A 20425-nucleotide genomic window follows, 5' to 3' on the forward strand; every position below is an offset into this window, starting at 1 on the left:
CGACTATGGCCCAGGGAGCTGGGAGGGCCGTAATACCCGGCTGGGAGCTGGATGAGAAAACCCGCCGCCGGAGCCCGCCGCCGGGGCCGGCCGCCCGGCTGCGCCGTCCCGAACCCGTCAGCCCGCCAGGACCGGGGCCAGGTCGCCCGGGGTGGCGAACGCGGTGTGCGTCCCCGCCGTGGTGCAGGCGAACGCCCCGGCCACCGAGCCCGCGCGGGCGCAGTCCACCGGCGGGCGGCCGCGGAACCAGGCGTAGAGGAACCCGGTGACGAAGGCGTCCCCGGCGCCGTTGGTGTCGACGACCGGGCGACCCGGGTCGACGGCGGGCAGGTGTCGGAGCGGGGCGTCCCGGGTGAGCAGGTAGCAGCCCTCGGCCCCCGCGGTGGCGACCACGACGGTGGCCCGGCCCTCGGCGAGGATCGCGCCCATCACCTCCGCGTGGCGGCCCCGGCAGCCGGCCACGGAGAGGAAGACCAGGTCGGAGCCGAGCGCGTAGTCCCGGTGGTGGGGGTTGCGGCCGTCCCAGTCGTGCAGGTCGGTGGAGCTGGTGCGGCCGAGCCGGTGCAGGTCCGGGTACATGTCGCGGTTGTGGCCGCTGATGGAGAGGTGGACGTGCCGGCTGCGCTCCACGTACGGCAGGTAGAACGCGCGCGGCAGGCGCAGGTCGGCGGGGTGGCGGCCGTCGAAGAAGGAGAAGCGGCGGCCGGCGGCGTCGACCAGGTTGACCGCGCGCGGGGTGCCGTGCGGTGAGACCAGGTGCGCGAACGGCAGCCCCTGGCGGGCGTACTCGGCGAGGATCAACTCGGCCTGCGGATCGTCCCCGAGGTAGTCGAGGAAGGCCGTGCGCAGGCCGAGGCGGTGGGCGCCGAGGGCGACGCCGTTGCCGGTGTGGGCGACGTAGTCGCGCACGGGCCCGACGTACTGCGAGTCAGCGTCCGGGACTTCCAACCGGTCGACCCGGACGACGGTGTCGACACCGGCCCCGCCGACGACGAGCAGATCGAACACGGGCCCGGACAGCTCGGACTCCGACACGGCGGCGCCTCCTTGACTCCCTGGTGGTGGCCAGGAGTCAAGCAGGCGCCGGAGGTTGACTGCAAGACCTTGCGGCAAGTTTCAGGACTCGGGGGTCGGGAGCCGGCGGTCAGGAGGCACGAGGCCTTCCGCTCGGCGTCCCCGCCCCCGCGCCCGTCTGCGCGCCCGCCTCGGCCGGCGCCGCCCCGGGTACGGCCTCCCCGGTGGCCTCGCCGGGCGCCGGACGGTGGTTGATCATCAGGAAGGCGATCAGTGCCGCCGTCAGCAGGATGCCCATCGCCACCCAGGTCGCGACCACGTACCCGTGCACGGCACCCTGGGCCTGCACCTGGGGATCGCCGGCGATCCGGGTGGCCAGATAGGTCGCGGTGGCACTGGCCGCGATCGTGTTCAGCAGCGCGGTACCGACGGAACCGCCCACCTGCTGGGCCGAGTTGATGGTGGCCGACGCGGCGCCGGCCTCGTTCGGGGCGACGCCCAGGGTGGCCAGGCTCATCGCCGGCATGAACACCAGGCCCATCCCGAAGCCGAGCAGCAGTTCGGCGGGCAGCACCATGCCGGCCCACGGGCTGTCCACCTTCATCTGGGTCAGCCAGGCCATGGCGGCCCCGGCCAGCAGCAGCCCGGGCCCGATCAGGTTGCGCGACGGCACCCTGGTCATCAGCCGGGCCGCGAAGCCGGTCGAACTGATCACGATGGCAGCCGTCATCGGCAGGAAGGAGACGCCGGACATCACCGGCGAGAAGTGCTTGATCACCTGCAGGTAGTAGGTGAGGAACAGGAACAAGCCGAACATCCCGACCATGGCCAGGCCGACCGAGAGCGCCGCGCCGCCGCGGTTGCGCTCGCCCACGATGTGCAACGGCAGCAACGCGTGCTCCGTACGCCGCTCCACCAGCACGAACACCGCCAGCAGGGCCACGCCGAGCGCCAGCGAGCCCAGCACCAGCCAGTCGACCCAACCCCGGCTCACCGCCTCGGACGTGCCGAAGACGATGGCGAGCAAGCCGCCGCAGCCCAGGAACGCGCCGGGCAGGTCGAGCTTGACCCGGCGGCCCTTGGCGACGTGGTCCGACGTGAGGATGGAGAAGGCGGCGAAGGCCGTCGCGATGGCGATCGGGGTGTTCACGAACAGGCACCAGCGCCAGTTCAGGTACTCGGTCAGCAGGCCGCCCAGGAGGAGGCCGATCGCGGCACCACCGCCGGCGATCGCACCGAAGATGCCGAACGCGGTACTGCGTTCCCGTGGATCGCTGAAGGTGGTGGAGAGCAGGCCCAGCGCCGACGGGGCGAGCAGTGCGCCGAAGGCGCCCTGGAGGGCGCGGGCCGCGAACAGCATGCTCGGGCCGGTGGCGGCGCCGCCGATCGCGGAGGCGAGGGCGAAGCCGAGCAGGCCGACGATGAAGACGCGTTTGCGGCCGAAGAGGTCGCCGAGCCGGCCGCCGAGGAGCAGCAGGCCACCGAAGGCCAGCGTGTAGGCGGTGATCACCCACTGCCGGTTGGCGTCGGAGATCCCGAGGTCCTTCTGGGCCGAGGGCAGGGCGATGTTCACGATGGTGATGTCGAGGACGATCATCAGCTGGGCGATGGCGATGACCGCCAATGCCCACCAGCGACGACTGTCCGCCGCCTTATGGCCGGTGGCAGGTTGAGCAGACACTGGGGGAGCCTTCCGCAGGGGTTCGGAGAGGTCACGCAGTCGCCTTCAAGCCAAACGCGCCGCGCGGCGAATGGCAAGGAAAAAGCTCATCAAATCGTACGAATTGGGACCAATGAACCATGACTCCGGGACCACGGGACCAGGACCGCCGGGTGTGCGGACGGCCCGGCGGAGCAGCCGGCAGGAGGACGCGCGGGCCCCCGGGTGTCCGTGCCACCCGGGGGCCCGCCACGACGCCGTCGACCGTCGACCGTCGACCTCGGCCGACTCAGGCACCGGCACCGGCACCGGCACCGGCACCGCTACAGCGCGGCCAGCTCCGCGACCAGGTCGTCCAGGCCCAGCGAGCCCTGCGAGAGCGCCGCCATGTGCCAGGCCTTGAGGTCGAACTCCTCGCCGCGCGCCTCGTGCGCCGCACGGGCCGCCGCCCGGCCGCGCAGCCAGGCCCGCTCGCCCAGCTTGTAGCCGATCGCCTGGCCGGGCATGCCCAGGTAGCGGACCAGCTCGCTGTCCAGGACCTCCGCCGACAGCCCGCAGTACCGGCCGAAGAACTCCCGGGCCGCGGCCGGCAGGACGGGCTCACCCGGCCGGTACGGGGAGTCGGCGGGGAAGTCCAGCCCGACGTGCATGCCGATGTCGACGATCACCCGCAGCGCGCGCATCATCTGGGCGTTGAGGTAACCGAGCCGGTGGCCCGGGTCGGTGAGGTAGCCCAGCTCGTCCATCAGACGCTCGGCGTACAGCGCCCAGCCCTCCACGTTGGCGCTCACCCCGCCGATGCTGACCTGGTAGGTGGAGAGCCGGTCGGCGACGAAGTTCCACTGCGCGAGCTGGAGGTGGTGGCCGGGAACGCCCTCGTGGTACCAGGTGGAGACGAGGTCCCAGACCGGGAAGCGCTCCCGGCCGATGGTCGGCAGCCAGGTCCGCCCCGGGCGGCTGAAGTCCAGCGAGGGCGAGGTGTAGTAGGGCGCGGCGGCGCTGCCGGCCGGGGCGATCATCGACTCGACCCGGGTGACCGGCTCGGCCAGGTCGAAGTGGGTGCCCTGGAGGTCGCGGATCGCGCCGTCCATCAGCCCCTGGAGGTACTCACGCGCGGGCTCGGCGCCCTGGACGGCCGGGCCCTCGGTCTCCAGCCACTTCATCGCCTCCATCGGGGTGGAGCCGGGGAGCACCTTCTCGGCCTCCGTCTCCATCTGAGCGAGCAGGCCGTGGAACTCCTGCCAGGCCCAGTCGTACGCCTCGTCCAGGTCGAGGTCGGCGCCCGTCCAGTAGCGCACCCAGCGGCCGTAGCGCTCGCGCCCGGTGGTGTCGGGGGTGTCGGCGGCGGCCGGGCCGTAGACGTCGCGCAGCCAGTCGCGCAGGCCGGCCACCGCGTCGGCGGCCGCCGCGGCGGGCCCGGCCAGGCCGGCGCGCAGGCCCTCGGGCGCCTGCCGGACGAACACGCCGAACCACCCGGCCTCGTCCCCCTCCAGCCAGTCGCCGAGCTGCTCGACCACGGTGGTCACCTGGCGGGGACCGGAGAGCAGGCCGCGCTCGACGCCCGCGGCGAGGGTCTCCCGGTACTGCTCCAGTGCGACCGGCACCCGGGCCAGCCGGCGGCCGATCACCTCCCACTGGTGCTCGGTGTCGGCGGGCATCAGGGTGAAGACCTCACGCACGTGGTGGACCGGCGAGCCCAGGTTGCGAACCGCGCGGAAGCCCTCCCCCGCGTCGTGGACGGCCAGCCCGGCGGTGAGCCGCTCACGCAGCAGCCGGGCGCAGCGGCGCTCGGCCTCGTCCTCCGCGGCTCCGTCCCGCTCCGCGTCCGAGAGCCGGGCGAGCGTGCGGCGGCCGAGCTCGGCGAGCGCCTCGTCACCGGCCGGGGAGAGGTCGGGAAGGCGGTCGTCGTCGAGGTTGAGCCCCAGGTACACCGCGGTCAGCGGGTCGAGCTCGGCCAGGGCCTGCACGTAGTCGTCGGCAATACGGCGCGGGGTGGTGCCGCCGGAGCTGATCAGTTCTTCAACCATCCGGACATCATTTCGCGGCCCGAGCCGATTGCAAGCCCCTACCCTGTGGCATGGACCGGCCATTTCAGGCACCCGCCCGGCGCTCCCGCCGGCGCCTGAGCAGCAGACCCGGGTCCCAGGTGGGCCGGCCGCGCGCGAACCGGAAGAAGCAGAGGCCGATCAGTACCGCGCTGAAGTGTCCGAGGTCCGTGAAGGTGTGCGAAGTGACCAGCGGCACCAGGTAGAAGAGCAGCACGCCGCCCCCGTACAGCAGGCGCCAGCGGCCGGCGAAGCGGTACGTCAGCACGGCGACCACCCCGGCCAGCGCGTACGAGACGCCGACGTCCACCGCGGCGGACAGGCTCTCCCGGAGGCGGCCGCTCAGGATGCCCCGGGCGACCACCCCCTCGCTGACGAGGGTGGCCAGCACGTGCGCGGTGGCGGCCACCGTGAACCAGCGCAGGGTGCCCAGCCAACGCTCGGCGTTGGCGTGGAAGAGGGTGAACAGCACGAAGTAGAGGAGGAAGCTCGACTGCTCCGCCCAGAGCGCGCTGGCCACCAGGACGTGCAGCGGGTCCTCGCGCAGGTTGTCCAGGTTGGTCGAGCGGGCGGTCAGGAACCAGTCCAGGTTCGCCGGGTCCATCCGCGCCACCACGAAGCTGGTGTCCGCCAGGAGCAGCAGCCACAGGTACGTCCCGGGCGCCGACCGGACCCACCGCAGGACCGCTCCCGGTACCCGGCGCGCGGCGGCCGTCCACTGCTCTGCCCGCGCCATCCGGTGGTCCTCCTCGAAGCGGCGGTGTCCGTCCCATCGTCGGCGGCCGGTCCGCCGGGATGCCGCTGACCCGCCGGTGGCCGACCGCTGACCCGCCGGTGGCCGGCCGGCCCGGCCACAAACATCCGTTCGGGAAGATCGGTGCAGGCAAGGATCCGATCGGACCGGCGCCCATTACGCTGACCGCCATGGAAGCCAGCCCAGTGCCCGTCCCGCCCTCCCCCGAGGCCCGTCCGCGGCGCAGCGGGTACCGGCGACTGCCGGTGCAGCAGCGGCGGGAGCAGCTGATCGCGGTGGCGCTGGAGCTGTTCGCCTCGCGGCCACCGGACGAGGTGAGCCTGGACGACGTGGCGGCCGCCGCCGGGGCCTCGCGGCCGCTGGTGTACCGGTACTTCGCGGGCGGCAAGCAGCAGTTGTACGAGGCCGCACTGCGCACCGCGGCGCAGGAACTCACCAGCCGGTTCACGGTGCCACTGGCCGGCACCCCGACCGAGCAGCTGGCCGCCGTACTGGAGAGCTACTTCGCCTTCGTGGCCGAGCACGACGCCGGGTACTCGGCCCTGCTGCGCGGCGGCTCGGTGGTGGAGACCCAGCGCACCTCGGCGATCGTGGACGACGTCCGGCGGGCGGCGCTCAAGCGGACCCTGCGTCACCTCGGCGTCCGCGAGGCCGGGCCGCGGCTGACGCTGCTGGTGCGCTCGTGGATCGCGGTGGTCGAGGGCGCCTCGCTGACCTGGCTGGACGAGGGCCGGGTCCTGCCGGTGGGTGAGCTGCGGGACTGGCTGGTGGACCAGTTCATGGCGATGGCCGCGGCGACGGCGCTGCACGATCCGCAGACGGCGCAGACCCTGACCACGCTGCTGGCGCTGGAGGGCCCGGACGCACCGCGGGCCGCGCGGCTGCGGGAGGCGCTCGGCGGCTGAGGCGCGGGCGCGCGTCGGGCGGGGCCCGCCAGGGGCTCCGAGGGCCCGACCCGACCCCCGTGCCCGGGGTCGGGGTGGGGCGCCGCCCGGGCGTCAGGCCTTGCCGAGCACCTGGCGCTGGCGGCCCAGCCCGTCGATCTCGATCTCCACGATGTCCCCGGGGGTCAGGAACGGGGTGCCCGGGCGACCCAGGGTGACGCCCGCCGGAGTGCCGGTGACGATCACGTCGCCCGGCTCCAGCACCATGAACTGGCTGACGTACCGGACGATCTCCAGTACCGGGAAGATCATCTGTGCGGTGGAGCCGTCCTGCCGCAGCTCGCCGTTGACCCACAGGCGCAGCGGCAGCCGCTGCGGGTCGGCGACCTCGTCGGCGGTGACCAGCCAGGGGCCGAGCGGGGTGAAGGTCTCCGCCGACTTGCCCTTGTCCCACTGGCCGCCGCGCTCGAACTGGAAGGCCCGCTCGGTGACGTCGTTGGCGATCGTGTAGCCGGCGATCACCTCCGCGGCCTCCCGGTGACCGGCCAGGTACCGGGCGGTGCGACCGATCACGATCGCCAGCTCGGCCTCGTAGTCGGTCTTCTCGCCGCCCCGGGGCACCAGCACCTCGTCGTACGGGCCGACCACGGTGTTGCCGGGCTTGAGGAAGATCACCGGCTCGTCCGGGATGGCCGCGCCGGCCTCGACGGCGTGGTCCCGGTAGTTGAGCCCGATCCCGACCACCTTGCCCGGCCGCACGACCGGAGCGCCGACCCGCTGCCCGGCGATGTCGGTCACCGGCAGCAGGCCGGCGGCCGCGTCGCGGGCCAGCGCGTCCGGGTCGAGCCCGGACAGGAACGCGCCGTCGATGTCCCGGGCCCGGCCGGAGAGGTCGTACGCGGTGCCGTCGTGGCCCAGCGCGACCGGACGCTCGGCGCCCGGTGGTCCGACACGGAGGAGCTTCATCTGAGCGTCACCACCACTTTCGTCTCAGCTCGCCGGTACGGCCGCACACACCGCACCGAACTCTTGTTGCGAGGTATATCAACGCCTGGCGCCTGCGAACCAGACGGTCCAGCTCGGCGAATTCCTCTCAATTCCCGCCACCCACGGCGGTGCCGAATCAGGGGCCCGCACGGTTGACAGCCCCCGGCACAGCGGGTGGCGCGGATCCGAGCCCGGAGCCCGGGCGACCGGACGATTCCGGACCGAGCCGGACATCCGGGACGGCCGGACCGGCACCCCTGGGAATCCTCTCGACGCACTGTCAGGTCGGCTGCCAGACTTTGATCAAATTCATACAACCTCACTGCCGCAGCCCGCACGCTCCGCACCGGCGCTGCCCCTTCACCGGAGAACACCCATCGTGCGCATGAAGCGCGCCCTCGGCCTGACGGCTGCCGCTGCCGCCGTCGTCCTCGGCGCCCCCCTGCCCGCTCTCGCCGAGCCGGCCACCACGCTGTACGTCAACAACTACCCGAGTGCCAACTGCTCCGACAGCGGCAGCGGTACCCAGGCCCAGCCCTACTGCACCCTCACCAGGGCCGCCCAGGTCGTCGAACCCGGCCAGACCGTCGAGGCCCGCGGCGACGCCTTCACCGAGGACTTCCACCCGGCCAGGTCCGGCACCGCCGACAAGCCGATCACGTTCGCCGGGATCTCCCACGGTGACAGCGCCTGGGCCGTCCCCCTGCTCGTCCCGAAGGACACCACGGCGCTCGCTCTCACGGGCGTCCACGACGTGGTGATCCGCGGGTTCTACCTGACCACCCCGCAGTCGGTGGTGGTGACGGACTCCAGCCGGGTGACGCTCGACCGGAACCTCCTCCACGACCGCGACCAGACGGGAACCCCGGCGCCGGCCGTCCGGGTGACCGGGCAGAGCGACCACGTCACGATCAGCCGCAACACCTTCCAACTCGCCGGCGGCGTGACCGTCGAGCCCGGCTCGCACGACGTCACGATCACCACCAACGAGTTCGGTGGCGGCTTCACCGGCATCTCGGCCACCGACTCGCCGGGCCTCGCGGTCACCAACAACACCATCGCCTCGGTCTGCGGCCCGAGCGTCGCCCTCAAGGGCGCCTCGACGGGCGGGTCGGTCCAGAACAACATCATCGACGGCTACAGCGCCGCACTGAGGTGGGCTCCCGACTGCTCCCGGATGCCGGGCGGCTGGGGCGACGCCACGATCGCCGTGGCCGCCGGCTCGACGGACGGGACCACGGTCGACTTCAACGTCGTCCACCCCCGTGAGACGGCCGCCGCGTACACCTGGGGCGATGCCCGCTACAGCTCCGCCGCGGAGTTCAACGCCGCCACCGGCCAGGGCGCGCGGGACACCGACCAGCAGATCGCCTTCGCGACCGCCGACGGCGTGCTCAACCTGACCGAAGCCGCCACCGCGGCGATCGACTCGGCCAACCCCGCCGCCCCGGGCGTCCTCCCCACCGACCTGACCGGCAGGCCGGCACTGGACGACCCGCTGGTGGCCGGCACCCCCGGCAGCAACGGCCGGGACCGCGGCGCGCGCGAACTCCAAGGCCTGCAGTGGGCGTCGCTCCAGGTCGGCGGCGCCGACTTCTACAGCCCGCAGGGAGCCGCGCCGCTGGCCGTCAAGGTCACCGCCACCGTGCTGAACAACTGGCCGACCGCGCTGACCTACACCTATGACTTCCATGACGGCACCGCGCCGGTGACCAGCACCGATCCGACGGTGCGGCACACCTACACCGCGGTCGGCCGCTACCTCCCGAGCGTGACCGTCCAGGACGCGCTCGGCGCCAGGGTCACCGGCACCGCGACGAACCAGGCCGTCGTCAACGAACCCGGGCCGCTGACCGTGTCGATCGGCGAGGTCAAGCAGACCCAGCGGCCGCTGGAGTACACCTTCCAGGTCGACGCCACCAGCCCCTGGCGGATCCAGCGCTACGAGATCGACCCGGGCGACGGCAGCAACACCACCTACTCGTCCATGTCGCACACGTACCCGCACCCGGGCAGCTACGACGTGACGGTCACCGCGACCGACGAGAGCGGCCGGAAGGCCAGCACCACCAAGACCGTCGACGTCGACTACACCGCGGCCATGAAGGACCTCGTCTACGGCGAGCGGGTGCGTGTCCTCACCGACACCCGCCCGACCGTCGAGGGCTTCGGTGACGCGGCGGCCAACTACACCAGCGGCGCCTGGCGCCGGTGGACCACCGTCCCCGCCTACGACAACCTCGTGTACCCCGGCACCAACATCCCGATGGCCTCGGCCTTCACCGCCAACGGCGACCTGCACGTCTTCCGCATGGTGGGCTGGGACCTGGCCAGCGCCGACTGGCGCGTCAGGGACTTCCAGTGGGGCAGCTGGCAGACGCTGGCCCCGCTCGACAACACCCGCCCGGTCGCCCAGCAGGTCACCGCGGCCGCGATCGGCAACAAGGTGCACGTGCTGGCCGTGTACAACGGACGCGTCTACCAGAACACCGCCGACTACGACAGCGGCACCTGGTCCGGCTGGGCCGACGTCAGCAGCGCGGCGGGGGTGGACACCCGCATCACCCGGATCGCCGCCGGTGCCACCGGCAACGTCCTGCACATCGCGATGGTGGACCAGCAGGGTCAGGTCCGGGCCGCCGAGGGCGACTACGACCGCGGCACCTGGTGGTCCGGCCCGCTGCCCGGCTGGCTCGGCAACCCGACCGGGGTCACCCAGCTCTCGGCGGCCACCGTCGGCAACACCTTCCACGTCCTGGCGCTCGCCGGCGGCAGCGTCTACCAGGCCGCCGCCGACTACTCGGCCGGAAGCTGGAGCGGCTGGTACAACCTCTCGGCCGTCGTCGGGCTCGCCGGCCACGTCACCCGGCTCGCCGCCGCCGGCACCAGCACGTCGCTGCAGCTGTACGCCGTCAGCGACGAGTTCAGCGGCAACCACGTCTACAACGCCACCGGCGACTTCGCCAGGGGCGTCTGGCGCCCGTGGGCGGAGGTCACCACCGCCGGAGCCGCCGGCACCCTGCCGAACCTCGCCAACCTGACCGCGGCGGGCGCCGGCTGACAGCCGCTCCGCCCCGACGGTGCCCGGTCCGGCCGCTCGGCCGGACCGGGCACCACCCGTCTCCTCCGTTCCCCCCACCTGGAGATCCCTCCGTGCTCCTTCGCCGTGCCCTCGGGCTGGCCGTCGTCTCGGCCGTCACAGTCCTGGGCCTTCCCGCGCCGGCCGCCATCGCCGCCGAGCCGCTCAGCACGCTCTACGTCGACAACCGGCCGCCGCAGTGCTCCGACACCGGATCCGGCGCCGCCGACCGCCCGTTCTGCTCCCTCGCCGCCGCCGTGAAGGTCGCGGAGCCCGGGCAGACCGTCCATGTCGCCCGGTACGGCGGCAACGAGGGGAACGTGGAGGTCACCCGCTCCGGCACCCCGGAGAAACCGATCGTCATCGAAGGCGACGATCCGGGCCTGCGCGAGGACCAGAGCTACCGGAGCCAGGTCGGGTTCGGCTCCCCCCTGTTCGCCCTGAAGGGCGTCCACGACGTGGTGATCAGGAACTTCACCCTGCACAGCTACAAGACCGCGTTCTCGGTCGCCGACTCCGGCAACGTCGTCATCGAGCACAACAACTTCCTCTACGGCGGCGACGGCGGCGACATCCACGTCTCGGGCGCGAGCCGGAACGTGACCGTCCGCGGCAACCGCTTCGAGAGCTCCACCGGCATCACGCTCGACCCCGGGGTCCGGGACACCGTCGTCGCCACCAACCTCTTCACCCTCGCGGACCGCAGCCCGGTCACGGCGACCGGCGTGACCGGGCTCGCCGTCACCAACAACACCGTCACGGCGCCCTGCGGACCGGCCGTGGCCGTGGCCGGCACCGCCACCGGCGTGTCCGTCCGGAACAACGTCCTGACCGCCGTCCCGGGCTCCTGGACGCCGGACTGCGCCCCGGGCGCCGAGCCACGGGGCGGCACGCAGATCTCCGTCGCCGCGGAGGCGGTCGCCGGGACGACCGTGGACTACAACACCGTCCACCCGGCGACCGGCGGCACCGCCTACGGGTGGGCGGGCGCCGCGTACCCCTCGCCGGCCGCCTTCACCGCCGCCACCGGCCAGGGGGCGCACGACCTCGACCTGAACCCCGTCTTCCTCAACTCCGCGGACTACGAGCTGACCGAGGCCGACACCGCCGCCTTCGACGACGCCGACCCGGACGCGCCCGGCGTCCAGCCCGTCGACCTGCTGGGCCAGGCCCCGGTGGACCACCCCGGCGCGCCGAACGCCGGACCGCGCGGCACGGTCCGCGACCGGGGCGCCTACGAGCGGACGGGCCTGCGCGACGCGGGCCTCACCGTCACCGGGACGGTCCACCCGAGCATCCAGGGTCCCGCTCCGTTCACCGTCAAGGTCACCGCGACGGCCGAGAACGAGTGGACCACCCGGCTCCGCTACTCCTTCGACTTCGGCGACGGCACCCCGCCCGTGGAGACCACCGAGCCGACCGCCACCCACGTCTACCAGCGCACCGGCGACTTCCTGCCGGTCCTCACGGTCCTGGACGAGCTCGGGGCGCAGCGCCCGACCACGGCCCGGCCGGACCCGGTCTCGGTCCGCCCGGACGCTCCGCTGACCCTCGACTTCACGACGGCGCAGGACCAGAACGCCACAGCCGGCCTGATCCGGTACTCGATCGCCACCCAGACGGCCCTCAGCCCCTGGGAGATCACCGCCCGCTCCGTCGACTGGGGTGACGGCACCCGGAACAACGAGTGGCGGCACGACTACGCGCGGCCGGGCAGCTACACCCTCACGGTGCAGGTGAGCGACGCCGGCGGCCGCACCCGGAGCACGAGCCACACCGTCGACGCCGACTACCCCCCTGCGATCAGGGCCAGGCTGTCCGGCGAGCGGGTCCAGCTGGTCGAGGGCTACGGCGGCGACCAGCTGTTCATGATGAACGCCGACTACACCCGGGGCGCCTGGACGCTCGGCAACCGGGGCCTCAGCAGCCAGGACGGCACGCGTCCGCCGCTCGCCGAGGCGTACACCGCGAACGACCAGGTCCATGTGCTCCGGGTCCAGGGCGGCCGGGTCCTGACCGCGGACCGCCGGCTGGTCGAGGACGACTGGAAGGGCTGGTACGACATCGAGGTGCCGGGAGCGGCCGGGCCGCTCGGTGCGGTCACCGCGGTGGCGGCCGCCTCGACCGGCGACCGGCTGCACGTGGTCGCGGTGGCCGACGGCCGCCTCTACGAGGCCGTGGCGGACTACGACACGGGCAGCTGGAGCCAGTGGGGCGACATCACCGGCGCCGCCGGCCTGGGCTCGGGAGTCCAGCAGGTGGCGGCGGCCTCGGTCGGCAACACCCTCCACCTGGCCGCGCTGGGCACCGACGGCCACGTCTACACGGCCGACGGAGACTACGACCGGGGCTCCTGGAGGTCCGACGACATCACCCGTCTCTTCGGGACGCCCGGCACCGTGACCCAGCTGGCCGCCGCGAGCACGGGCTCCCGGTTCCACGTCCTCGCCGTGAGTGGTGGCAGCGTCCACCAGATCACCGCCGACTACGCGGCCGGACGCTGGAGCTCCTGGGCCGACCTCTCGGCCGTCCTCGGCCACCGCGGTGACATCGAGCAGCTCGCCGCCGCGGCCACCGGGAACACGCTGCGGCTCTACGGCCTCGGCAAGACCTGGGGCACCGTCCTGGACGCGGCCGGCGACTACGACGCCGGGCAGTGGAGCGGCTGGAACGACACCCACCAGGGCACCCGGCTGCTGGCAGCGGCCGGTATCTGACCCCGTACGACCCACGACGGCCCGCCACCCGACCTCCGTCGGGTGGCGGGCCGTCGCCCGTCCGGTACCGCGCCGACGAGGCGCGGACCGCCGGGGCGCGTCAGGCTCGCTGCGGGCCGCCGGCGAGGAGCTGGTCCAGGGGGAGCGCCCGGGCGGGACCGGGGCCGGTCCCGTCACGCTCGCGCTCCCAGCGGTCCAGGTCGCGCAGGGCGTCGGCGTGCGCCTGCGGCTCGCCGATCAGGGCCGGGGCCAGCTCGCGCAGCAGTGCGGCGGCGGCCCCCGGGCTGCCGCCGCGGGCCAGCCAGAGGGCGAGGTCGTGGCAGGTGCGCAGGGTGCGGAGGTCGGCCGGGCCGAAGCTGCGGGCGAGCCGCGGGATCAGCTCGGTCAGCATCCGGACGGCTTCTTCGGGCCGGCCCTCGACGCCGTACTCCCAGGCCCGGTCAGCCCGCAGGCGCAGCGCCTCGGGCGGTTCGGGCGGCGTGGGCGCGGCGGCCTGGCCGACCGGGATGTCGCGCAGCCGGCGGCGCACCTCGGCGGCGTCGGCGGGCCGGTCGGCCGGGTTCTTGGCGAGCATCTGGCGGATCAGCGCGGCGAGCGCCGGGTAGGGGGTGCGCACCGGCGGCGGCGGGTCGTTCAGATGCTGGTACATCATGGTGACCGGCGAGCCGGCGTTGAACGGCCGCTGCCCGGTGCAGAGTTGGAAGAGCACCACACCGAGCGCGTAGAGGTCGGCCCGGCCGTCGATGGTGTCGCCGGCCCAGCACTCCGGTGCCAGGTAGGGCGGGGTGCCGATGACGACGCCGGTGGAGGTGAGCCCGCTGCCCGACTGGGTGAGGAGCCGGGCGATGCCGAAGTCCAGCACCTTGGCCTCGCCGCTCTCGGCGATCATGATGTTCTCGGGCTTGATGTCCCGGTGCACCACGCCCGAGCGGTGGGCGGCGTCCAGCGCCTTGCAGACCTGCCGGACCCACTTCAGCGCGAGCGCCGGGTCGGGCACGCCCTCCTTGATGACCGCGGACAGCGGGCGGCCGCGGACCAGTTCCATCACCAGGTAGTGGGTGGACCAGGCGCCCTCCTGGACCCGGCCGTAGTCGTGCAGCGTGACGATGTGCGGATTGGACAGGCTGCCGGCGGTCTTCGCCTCGCGGATGAAGCGGGCGACCGCCTCGTCGTCGCTCGCCTTCTCCTCGGAGAGGACCTTGACCGCGACCGGCCGCCCGATGTTGCTGTCGTAGGCCGCCCAGACCACGCCGAATCCGCCCTGGCCGAGCATCCGGTCCAGCCGGTAGCGGCCGTCCAGCACCTCCCCAGCCCTCATGTCTCCCCCAACCCCCGAGTACGCCGGATTCGAACCGCGTCCACCGTGACCGGGGCCACCATAGCGCTGGGGGAGGACATGGGGGTGAACGGACTACGGCTTGGGCTTGGGCAGGCCGGGCGGGTTGATCTCGGAGGTCTGGACGGCCTCGCCGTCGAGTCCCCACCGCTTCAGCGCCTGGCCGTAGGTGCCGTTCTTGATGATCTCGTTGATCGCGCCGTTCAGCGCCTGGACCAGCCCGCCGTCCTTCTTGGTGGTCGCCGCGATCTTCCCGAGGACGTCCGCGCCGCCACCGGAGTAGGTGCCCACCACCTCCGTCTCACCGGTCTGCACGGCGTGGAAGGCCAGGCTCGGATTGGGGCCGACATAGGCGTCGATCCGGCCGGAGGACAGGGCCAGGTAGTAGTCGGAGGAGCTCTGGAAGTACTTGATGTCGACCGGCTTGAGGCCGTTCTTGACGTTCTCCTCGTTCCAGCCGATCAGCAGCTTCTCCTGGTTGGTGCCGGAGGAGACGGCGATCGTCCTGCCCGCGACGTCCTTGGGGCCGGCGACCTTCCAGCCGGTGCCCTTCTTGGCCTCGAAGCCGAGGATGTCCAGCCGGTAGGTGGCGAAGTCGTACTTCTCCTTGCGGGCCTCGGTGACGGTGATGTTGGTCATGCCGACGTCGAACTTGCCGCTGTCCAGGCCGACGAAGACGTTCTCCCAGGAGACCGGGTTGAACTCCACCTTCAGGCCGAGGACGTTGCCGACCAGCAAGGCGAGGTCCGGCTCGACGCCGATGACGGTCTTGTCGTCGTTCGCGTAGAAGTCCAGTGGTGGCGTGGTACCCAGTGAGTTGGCGACCGTCAGCGTCCCTCTCTTTCTGATCTCCTCCGGAACCAGCGCCGCGATGGCGTCCACCTTGCCCGTCGTGATGCGGTTCTGATGGGGCGTCAGGTTCACCGTGGTGCCGTCCGGAGCGGTGCTGCCCTTGGCGGGAGCGAGTTCCGAAGAGGCGTCCGTGGCGCTGCCGCAGGCGGCCAGGGTGAGGGTGGCGGCGAGCGCGGCGGCGGTCACGAGGGCGCGACGGGGTAGGGACATGGCGGAACTCCTGATCGGTGGAAGAGAGTTGGAGGCGGAGGGTCAGAGGACCTTGGCCAGGAAGGCGCGGGTGCGCTCGTGCTGCGGATCGTCCAGGACGGCCTTCGGCGGGCCCTGCTCGACCACCACGCCGTCGTCCATGAAGACCACGGTGTCGGCGACCTCGCGGGCGAACCCGATCTCGTGGGTCACCACGATCATCGTGGTGCCGGTCCGGGCGAGGTCCTTGATGACGTCCAGCACCTCACCGACCAGCTCCGGGTCCAGCGCCGAGGTGGGCTCGTCGAAGAGCAGCACCTTCGGCTCCAGTGCCAGCGCCCGGGCGATCGCCACGCGCTGCTGCTGGCCGCCGGAGAGCTGGCGCGGGTAGGCGTCCGCCTTGTCGGCGAGGCCGACCCGCTCCAGCAGCCGCCGGGCCGCCGCCCGGGCCTCGGCCTTGGGCCGGCGCAGCGCGCTGACCGGCGCCTCGATGATGTTCTCCACCACCGTGAGGTGCGGGAACAGGTTGAAGTTCTGGAACACGAAGCCGATGTTGGTGCGCTGGCGCAGGACGTCGCGCTCCCTGAGCTCGTGCAGCCGGTCGCCGGAGCGCCGGTAGCCGATCAGCTCACCGTCGATCGCGACGAAGCCGCGGTCGAGCTTCTCCAGGTGGTTGATCGAGCGCAGCAGCGTCGACTTGCCGGAGCCGGAGGGGCCGAGCACCACCGTCACCGAGCCGGCCGGCACGTCGAGATCGACGCCGCGCAGGACGGCGAGCTGGCCGAAGCTCTTGTGCAGGCCCCTGACCTGCACCATGGGTTCCACGACGGGGGTGGTCACGAGCGTCCTCCGGAAGCGGTCACGACGGGGGTGCGGTCGGCCCGCAGGCCCTGGACGAAGGCCCGGACCCGCTGGAGCGGGGTGGGCGGCGGGGTACGTTCGGCGCCCCGGGCGAAGTAGCGCTCGACGTAGTACTGGCCGATCGACAGCACCGTGGTCAGCAGCACGTACCAGACGGTGGCCACCATCAGCAGCGGCACCACCCGGCCGGTGCGGCCGTAGACGACCTGCACCTGGTAGAAGAGCTCGCCGATGGCCATCACGTAGACCACCGAGGTGCCCTTGAAGAGCGAGATCACCTCGTTGGCGGCGGCCGGCAGGATGCCGCGCATGGCCTGCGGCAGCACGATCCGCCAGGCCTGGCGCCAGCGCGGCACGCCCAGGGCGGCGGCGGCCTCGCGCTGCCCACCGTCGACCGCGATGATGCCGCCGCGGATGATCTCCGCCGCGAACGCCGCCTGGTGCAGACCCAGCCCCAGCACGGCGGCGCCCAGGGCGCCCAGCACCCCGATCGTCTCGAACTCGGCGAAGGTCGGGCCGAACGGGATGCCGATGCCGAACCGCTTGTAGAGGTAGGAGAGGTTGAACCAGAACACCAGCTGCACGATCAGCGGGATCGAGCGGAACGCCCAGACGTAGGCCCAGGCGATGGACTGCAGGATCGCACTGCGCGACAGCCGCATCGCGGCCACCACGGCGCCCAGCAGGAAGCCCAGCAGGGTGCCGTAGAGGGTGAGTTCGATGGTGCGGCCGACCGCGCGCAGGATGGTGTCGGCGGAGAAGTAGACGCGGAAGGTGTCCCAGTCCCAGCCCGGGTTGGTGGCCAGCCCGTGGGCGAACTGGACGAGGACGACGAGGGCGGCCAGGCCGACGGCCCAGCGCAGGGGGTGGCGGGCGCGGACGGTCCGCAGGCCGGCCAGCTCGCCGAGGTCGACGCGCCCGGCGGGGGCGGCCGGCGTCTTGGTGGCCGTGCCGGCCGGCGGGCCGGCCTCGGTGGTGATGGTCATGGTGGGATTCCTCCAACAGGCCCGGGGCCCGGACAGGGGGTCACGCGTGCTCGGGCGGGCTGATCTGGGACTCCTTGATCGCCGAATCGACTACTCCCCACTTCTTGACGATCTTGTCGTACGTCCCGTCCTTGATCAGCTGGTTGACCGCCGCCTGGAACGCCGGGGTGAGCGTGGAGCCCTTCTTGAACGCGAAGCCGACGTCCAGCCGGTGGAACTCGCCGAGGAACTTCGTCCCGGACGCCTCCTGGGACGCCTGGTAGCGCAGGCCGTTGATGGTCGACATCACGACGTCGATCCGGCCCTGCTGGAGGCCGGTCAGCGTGGCGCCGTTGTCGCTGAACGCCTTGACCTCGTAGGGCTTCTTGCCGGCGTCGGTGCAGACGTTCTTCCTGCTGTTCAGCGTGGTCTCGAAGGTGGTGCCGGCCCCGGTGCCGATGACCAGTCCGCAGAGCTGGACGAGGTCGGTGACGGGCTGGAGGGTGGTGTTGTCCTTCTTGACCGCGAAGCCCTGGCCGTCGTCGATGTAGGTGACGAAGTCGATGGTCTTCAGCCGGGCGGCGGTGACCCCGAAGTTGCCGGTGCCGACGTCGTACTTGCCGCTGCCGAGCGCGGGCAGGATGGTCTCGAAGGCCGCCTCCTCGCGCTCCACGGTCAGGCCGAGCACCTTGGCCACCGCGTCGGTGAAGTCGATGTCCACCCCGGCCGCCTTCTTGGTGGCCTGGTCGGCGTAGAACGCGGCGGGCGGCGTGGCGATCGTCGAACCGAACTTGACCGTCCCGGCCTTGCGGACGTCCTCGGGCAGCAGCGCGGCCGCGGCGTCCGACTTCTGGATGCCGGAGACGAGGTCCTGCGCGGCGGCGTCGACCGCCGCCTTGCCGGCGCCGGACCGGGCGGCGGTCTTCGGGTCCGAGCCGCACGCGGCCAGGGCCAGGACCGGCAGCAGGGCGGCGGTCGCGAGCAGGCGGCGGCGGACGGTGGTGGTTCTCACGGGAGTGTGGCGCCTTTCGGGGTCGGTGCGGGGTGGGGTCGGCGTGCGGGGTGGGGCGGGTCGCCCCGCTCGGCGCGGGGCCGGTCGCCCTGCTCGGCGCGGGGCCGGGGCCGATCGCCGCGGGCCGGCAGGAGCTTCTCGAACGCCAGCGGGCCGATGGTCAGCGGATCGGCGTCGACGTCGAACAGCGGGGTGTAGCCGGTGGCCAGGTAGAGCCCCTTGGCCTCGGGCTGGCGCGGGCCGGTGGTGAGGTGGATCCGGGTGTAGCCGGCCTCCCGCGCGGCCCGCTCCAGCTCCATCAGCACCCGGCTGGCCAGCCCCCGGCGGCGGTGCGCGGAGTGCGTCCACATCCGCTTCACCTCGGCGGTCCGTTCGTCGTACCGCTTGTACGCACCGCCGGCCACCGGCTCGCCGTCCTCCAGGAGGAGGAGCAGGACGCCGGCCGGCTCCGCGAAGGCGTCCTTCGGGTACCGGCGCATCTCCTCCCGGGCTTGCGGCCCGTAGCGGGTGACGTACTCCTCGGTCAGCTCCCGCAGCAGCGGCTCGACCAGCGGGTCGTCGATCGTGACCCGGCGGACCTCGGTCGCCAGGCCGGTGCCGCTCACGCCTGGACCGCGATCAGCTGACGGCGGTCGCGCTCGGCCCGGGCCTCCCGCTCCGCCGCCTTCGCGGCGTCCCGCTTGGCGACCTCCTCGCGCACGATCGGAATGACGTAGCGGCCGAAGTCGATCGCGTCGTCGAGCAGCGCGTAACCGCGCGCGGAGAGGATGTCCACGCCGAGGTCGTAGTAGTCGAGCAGCGCCTGGGCGACCGTCTCCGGCGTGCCGACCAGGGCGTTGGAGTTGCCGGCCCCGCCGGTGACGGCCGCGGTCGGGGTCCAGAGCGCGCGGTCGTAGCGCTCGCCGGCCTCGGCGATCTCCAGCAGCCGCTGGGAGCCGGTGTTCTCCGGGGTCCGGCCCTGCGGGCGCGCCCCGCCGGGACGGCCCGGCCCGCCGGACTCCTTGCGGGCCCGGATGGCGTCCACCGTCCGGTACGCCTTCTCCCAGGCCAGCTCCTCGGTCGGCGCGATGATCGGCCGGAAGGCGACCTGGATGCGCGGCACGTCCGCCCGTCCGGCGGCCCGCGCGGCCTCCTTCACCCGCTCGATCTGCTCGGCGGTCCGGGCCAGCGGCTCGCCCCAGAGGCAGTAGATGTCCGCTTCGGCCCCGCCGGCCGCGTAGGCGGCCTCCGAGGAGCCGCCGAAGGAGACGCCCGGGCGCGGGGCCTGGACGGGGAAGACGTCCGAGACGAAGTCGTTGAAGCGGTAGTACTCGCCCTGGTGGTCGAAGGGCTCCTTGCTGGTCCACGCCTTCTTGACGATCCCGATGTACTCGCGGGTGCGGGCGTAGCGCTGGTCCTTGGTCAGGAAGTCGCCCTCGCGCTGCTGCTCGTGGTCGTTGCCGCCGGTGATGAAGTGGACGGTGAGCCGCCCGTCGCTGATCCGGTCCAGGGTGGCGAAGGTCTTGGCCGCGTAGGTCGGATAGGAGACGTTCGGCCGGTGCGCCAGCAGGATCTGGAGCCGGTCGAGCCGGGCCGCGAGGAACGCCGCGGCCGCCGCCGGATCGGGGGTGCCGGCGCCGTAGGCGAACAGCACGCGGTCCCAGCCGTTGTCCTCGTGGGCCCGGGCCAGCCGCAGGGTGTAGTCGCGGTCGAAGGCCGCCGTGGAGCGGACGGTGGTCTCCGAACCATCACCGGTGGCGGCGATGCCGAGGAATTCGACGGGCATGGTGACTGAACCTTTCGGGTCGTACGGAATCCGGCGGCTGCGGGTGGGCAGGCCGGAACAGCCCGTGGCAGAGCCGGGCTTCGAGCGGGGAACACGGAGCGGGGAACACGGAGCGGGGAGCACGGGCACGTGACGGTGACGACGGAACGCGGAGGACGGAGCAGGCGACGGAGAACTGCCGGAGTGCAGTGGGGTGCGGAAGGCTGAAGGCGGCAGCGTGCGCCTGAAACGGCCGTCCGTACGGGACTGGACGGCCTACCCGGCCCGCGACGGGGCACCGAGGGAGAGGTCTCCGCAGGAGGGGT

At 72.7% G+C, this 20425-nt stretch carries 14 protein-coding genes and 1 pseudogene; 3 read left to right on the forward strand and 12 right to left on the reverse strand.

Annotated elements, in window-relative coordinates:
- Positions 1-117 precede the first annotated feature (117 nt).
- The 4 genes from AB0J08_RS26825 to AB0J08_RS26840 all read right to left on the reverse strand — a co-directional run bounded on the left by AB0J08_RS26825 (position 118) and on the right by AB0J08_RS26840 (position 5455).
- Positions 118-1035: a carbohydrate kinase family protein gene (locus tag AB0J08_RS26825; RefSeq protein ID WP_360639434.1), complete on the reverse strand. Its 918-nt coding sequence runs from the start codon at positions 1033-1035 to the stop codon at positions 118-120.
- A 109-nt stretch (positions 1036-1144) separates the two neighbouring features.
- Complete coding sequence (locus tag AB0J08_RS26830) at positions 1145-2695, reverse strand: MFS transporter (protein WP_360639437.1); 1551 nt, start codon at positions 2693-2695, stop codon at positions 1145-1147.
- A gap of 302 nt (positions 2696-2997) precedes the next feature.
- Positions 2998-4701 carry a DUF885 domain-containing protein gene (locus tag AB0J08_RS26835; RefSeq protein ID WP_360639440.1) on the reverse strand — a complete coding sequence of 568 codons (1704 nt, stop codon included), beginning with the start codon at positions 4699-4701 and terminating at the stop codon, positions 2998-3000.
- A 64-nt stretch (positions 4702-4765) separates the two neighbouring features.
- Positions 4766-5455 (reverse strand): rhomboid-like protein, encoded by a 690-nt coding sequence (locus AB0J08_RS26840; RefSeq protein WP_360639443.1) that lies wholly within the window; start codon positions 5453-5455, stop codon positions 4766-4768.
- Positions 5456-5643: 188 nt separating this feature from the next.
- Here AB0J08_RS26840 and AB0J08_RS26845 point away from each other — a divergent pair, with 188 nt between their 5' ends.
- The gene (locus AB0J08_RS26845) at positions 5644-6378 is read left to right on the forward strand and encodes a helix-turn-helix domain-containing protein (RefSeq protein WP_360639446.1); all 735 of its coding nucleotides are present in this window, start codon (positions 5644-5646) and stop codon (positions 6376-6378) included.
- Positions 6379-6471: 93 nt separating this feature from the next.
- On the opposite strand, the gene AB0J08_RS26850 is transcribed toward AB0J08_RS26845, so the two are convergent.
- On the reverse strand, positions 6472-7323 hold the full coding sequence (locus AB0J08_RS26850) for a fumarylacetoacetate hydrolase family protein (protein WP_360639449.1): 852 nt from the start codon (positions 7321-7323) through the stop codon (positions 6472-6474).
- A gap of 406 nt (positions 7324-7729) precedes the next feature.
- On the opposite strand from AB0J08_RS26850, the gene AB0J08_RS26855 reads away from it, so the two are divergent.
- Together AB0J08_RS26855 and AB0J08_RS26860 are read left to right on the forward strand one after the other, a co-directional pair.
- Positions 7730-10405: a PKD domain-containing protein gene (locus AB0J08_RS26855; RefSeq protein ID WP_360639452.1), complete on the forward strand. Its 2676-nt coding sequence runs from the start codon at positions 7730-7732 to the stop codon at positions 10403-10405.
- 92 nt (positions 10406-10497) lie between these two features.
- Positions 10498-13140, forward strand: a complete 2643-nt coding sequence (locus AB0J08_RS26860) for a PKD domain-containing protein (RefSeq protein WP_360639455.1) — start codon at positions 10498-10500, stop codon at positions 13138-13140.
- 100 nt (positions 13141-13240) lie between these two features.
- Here the strand turns inward: AB0J08_RS26860 and AB0J08_RS26865 are convergent, their stop codons facing one another.
- From AB0J08_RS26865 to AB0J08_RS26895, 7 genes and pseudogenes are all read right to left on the reverse strand, one after another.
- The gene (locus AB0J08_RS26865) at positions 13241-14458 is read right to left on the reverse strand and encodes a serine/threonine-protein kinase (RefSeq protein ID WP_360639458.1); all 1218 of its coding nucleotides are present in this window, start codon (positions 14456-14458) and stop codon (positions 13241-13243) included.
- 93 nt (positions 14459-14551) lie between these two features.
- Positions 14552-15538, reverse strand: coding sequence for an ABC transporter substrate-binding protein (locus tag AB0J08_RS26870; protein WP_360639461.1), 987 nt, complete (start codon positions 15536-15538; stop codon positions 14552-14554).
- Positions 15539-15580: 42 nt separating this feature from the next.
- On the reverse strand, positions 15581-16333 hold the full coding sequence (locus tag AB0J08_RS26875) for an amino acid ABC transporter ATP-binding protein (protein ID WP_360639497.1): 753 nt from the start codon (positions 16331-16333) through the stop codon (positions 15581-15583).
- A gap of 20 nt (positions 16334-16353) precedes the next feature.
- A complete protein-coding gene (locus tag AB0J08_RS26880; RefSeq protein ID WP_360639464.1) occupies positions 16354-17364 on the reverse strand; it encodes an amino acid ABC transporter permease in 1011 nt (336 codons plus the stop codon).
- Between the two features lie 40 nt (positions 17365-17404).
- On the reverse strand, positions 17405-18355 hold the full coding sequence (locus AB0J08_RS26885) for an ABC transporter substrate-binding protein (RefSeq protein ID WP_360639467.1): 951 nt from the start codon (positions 18353-18355) through the stop codon (positions 17405-17407).
- Between the two features lie 128 nt (positions 18356-18483).
- Positions 18484-18945: pseudogene (locus AB0J08_RS26890) on the reverse strand (GNAT family N-acetyltransferase); the annotation flags it as partial.
- 11 nt (positions 18946-18956) lie between these two features.
- Positions 18957-20120, reverse strand: coding sequence for an LLM class flavin-dependent oxidoreductase (locus tag AB0J08_RS26895; protein WP_360639470.1), 1164 nt, complete (start codon positions 20118-20120; stop codon positions 18957-18959).
- Positions 20121-20425: the final 305 nt, after the last annotated feature.

The organism is Kitasatospora sp. NPDC050463 (assembly GCF_040655255.1).
GTDB lineage: Bacteria > Actinomycetota > Actinomycetes > Streptomycetales > Streptomycetaceae > Kitasatospora.

Coding starts and splice junctions, on each gene's coding strand:
- AB0J08_RS26875 (WP_360639497.1), bottom strand. CDS start 16,333: ATGGTGCAGGTCAGGGGCCTGCACAAGAGCTTCGGCCAGCTCGCCGTC.
- AB0J08_RS26840 (WP_360639443.1), bottom strand. CDS start 5,455: ATGGCGCGGGCAGAGCAGTGGACGGCCGCCGCGCGCCGGGTACCGGGA.
- AB0J08_RS26880 (WP_360639464.1), bottom strand. CDS start 17,364: ATGACCATCACCACCGAGGCCGGCCCGCCGGCCGGCACGGCCACCAAG.
- AB0J08_RS26870 (WP_360639461.1), bottom strand. CDS start 15,538: ATGTCCCTACCCCGTCGCGCCCTCGTGACCGCCGCCGCGCTCGCCGCC.
- AB0J08_RS26895 (WP_360639470.1), bottom strand. CDS start 20,120: ATGCCCGTCGAATTCCTCGGCATCGCCGCCACCGGTGATGGTTCGGAG.
- AB0J08_RS26855 (WP_360639452.1), top strand. CDS start 7,730: ATGAAGCGCGCCCTCGGCCTGACGGCTGCCGCTGCCGCCGTCGTCCTC.
- AB0J08_RS26835 (WP_360639440.1), bottom strand. CDS start 4,701: ATGGTTGAAGAACTGATCAGCTCCGGCGGCACCACCCCGCGCCGTATT.
- AB0J08_RS26865 (WP_360639458.1), bottom strand. CDS start 14,458: ATGAGGGCTGGGGAGGTGCTGGACGGCCGCTACCGGCTGGACCGGATG.
- AB0J08_RS26845 (WP_360639446.1), top strand. CDS start 5,644: ATGGAAGCCAGCCCAGTGCCCGTCCCGCCCTCCCCCGAGGCCCGTCCG.
- AB0J08_RS26850 (WP_360639449.1), bottom strand. CDS start 7,323: ATGAAGCTCCTCCGTGTCGGACCACCGGGCGCCGAGCGTCCGGTCGCG.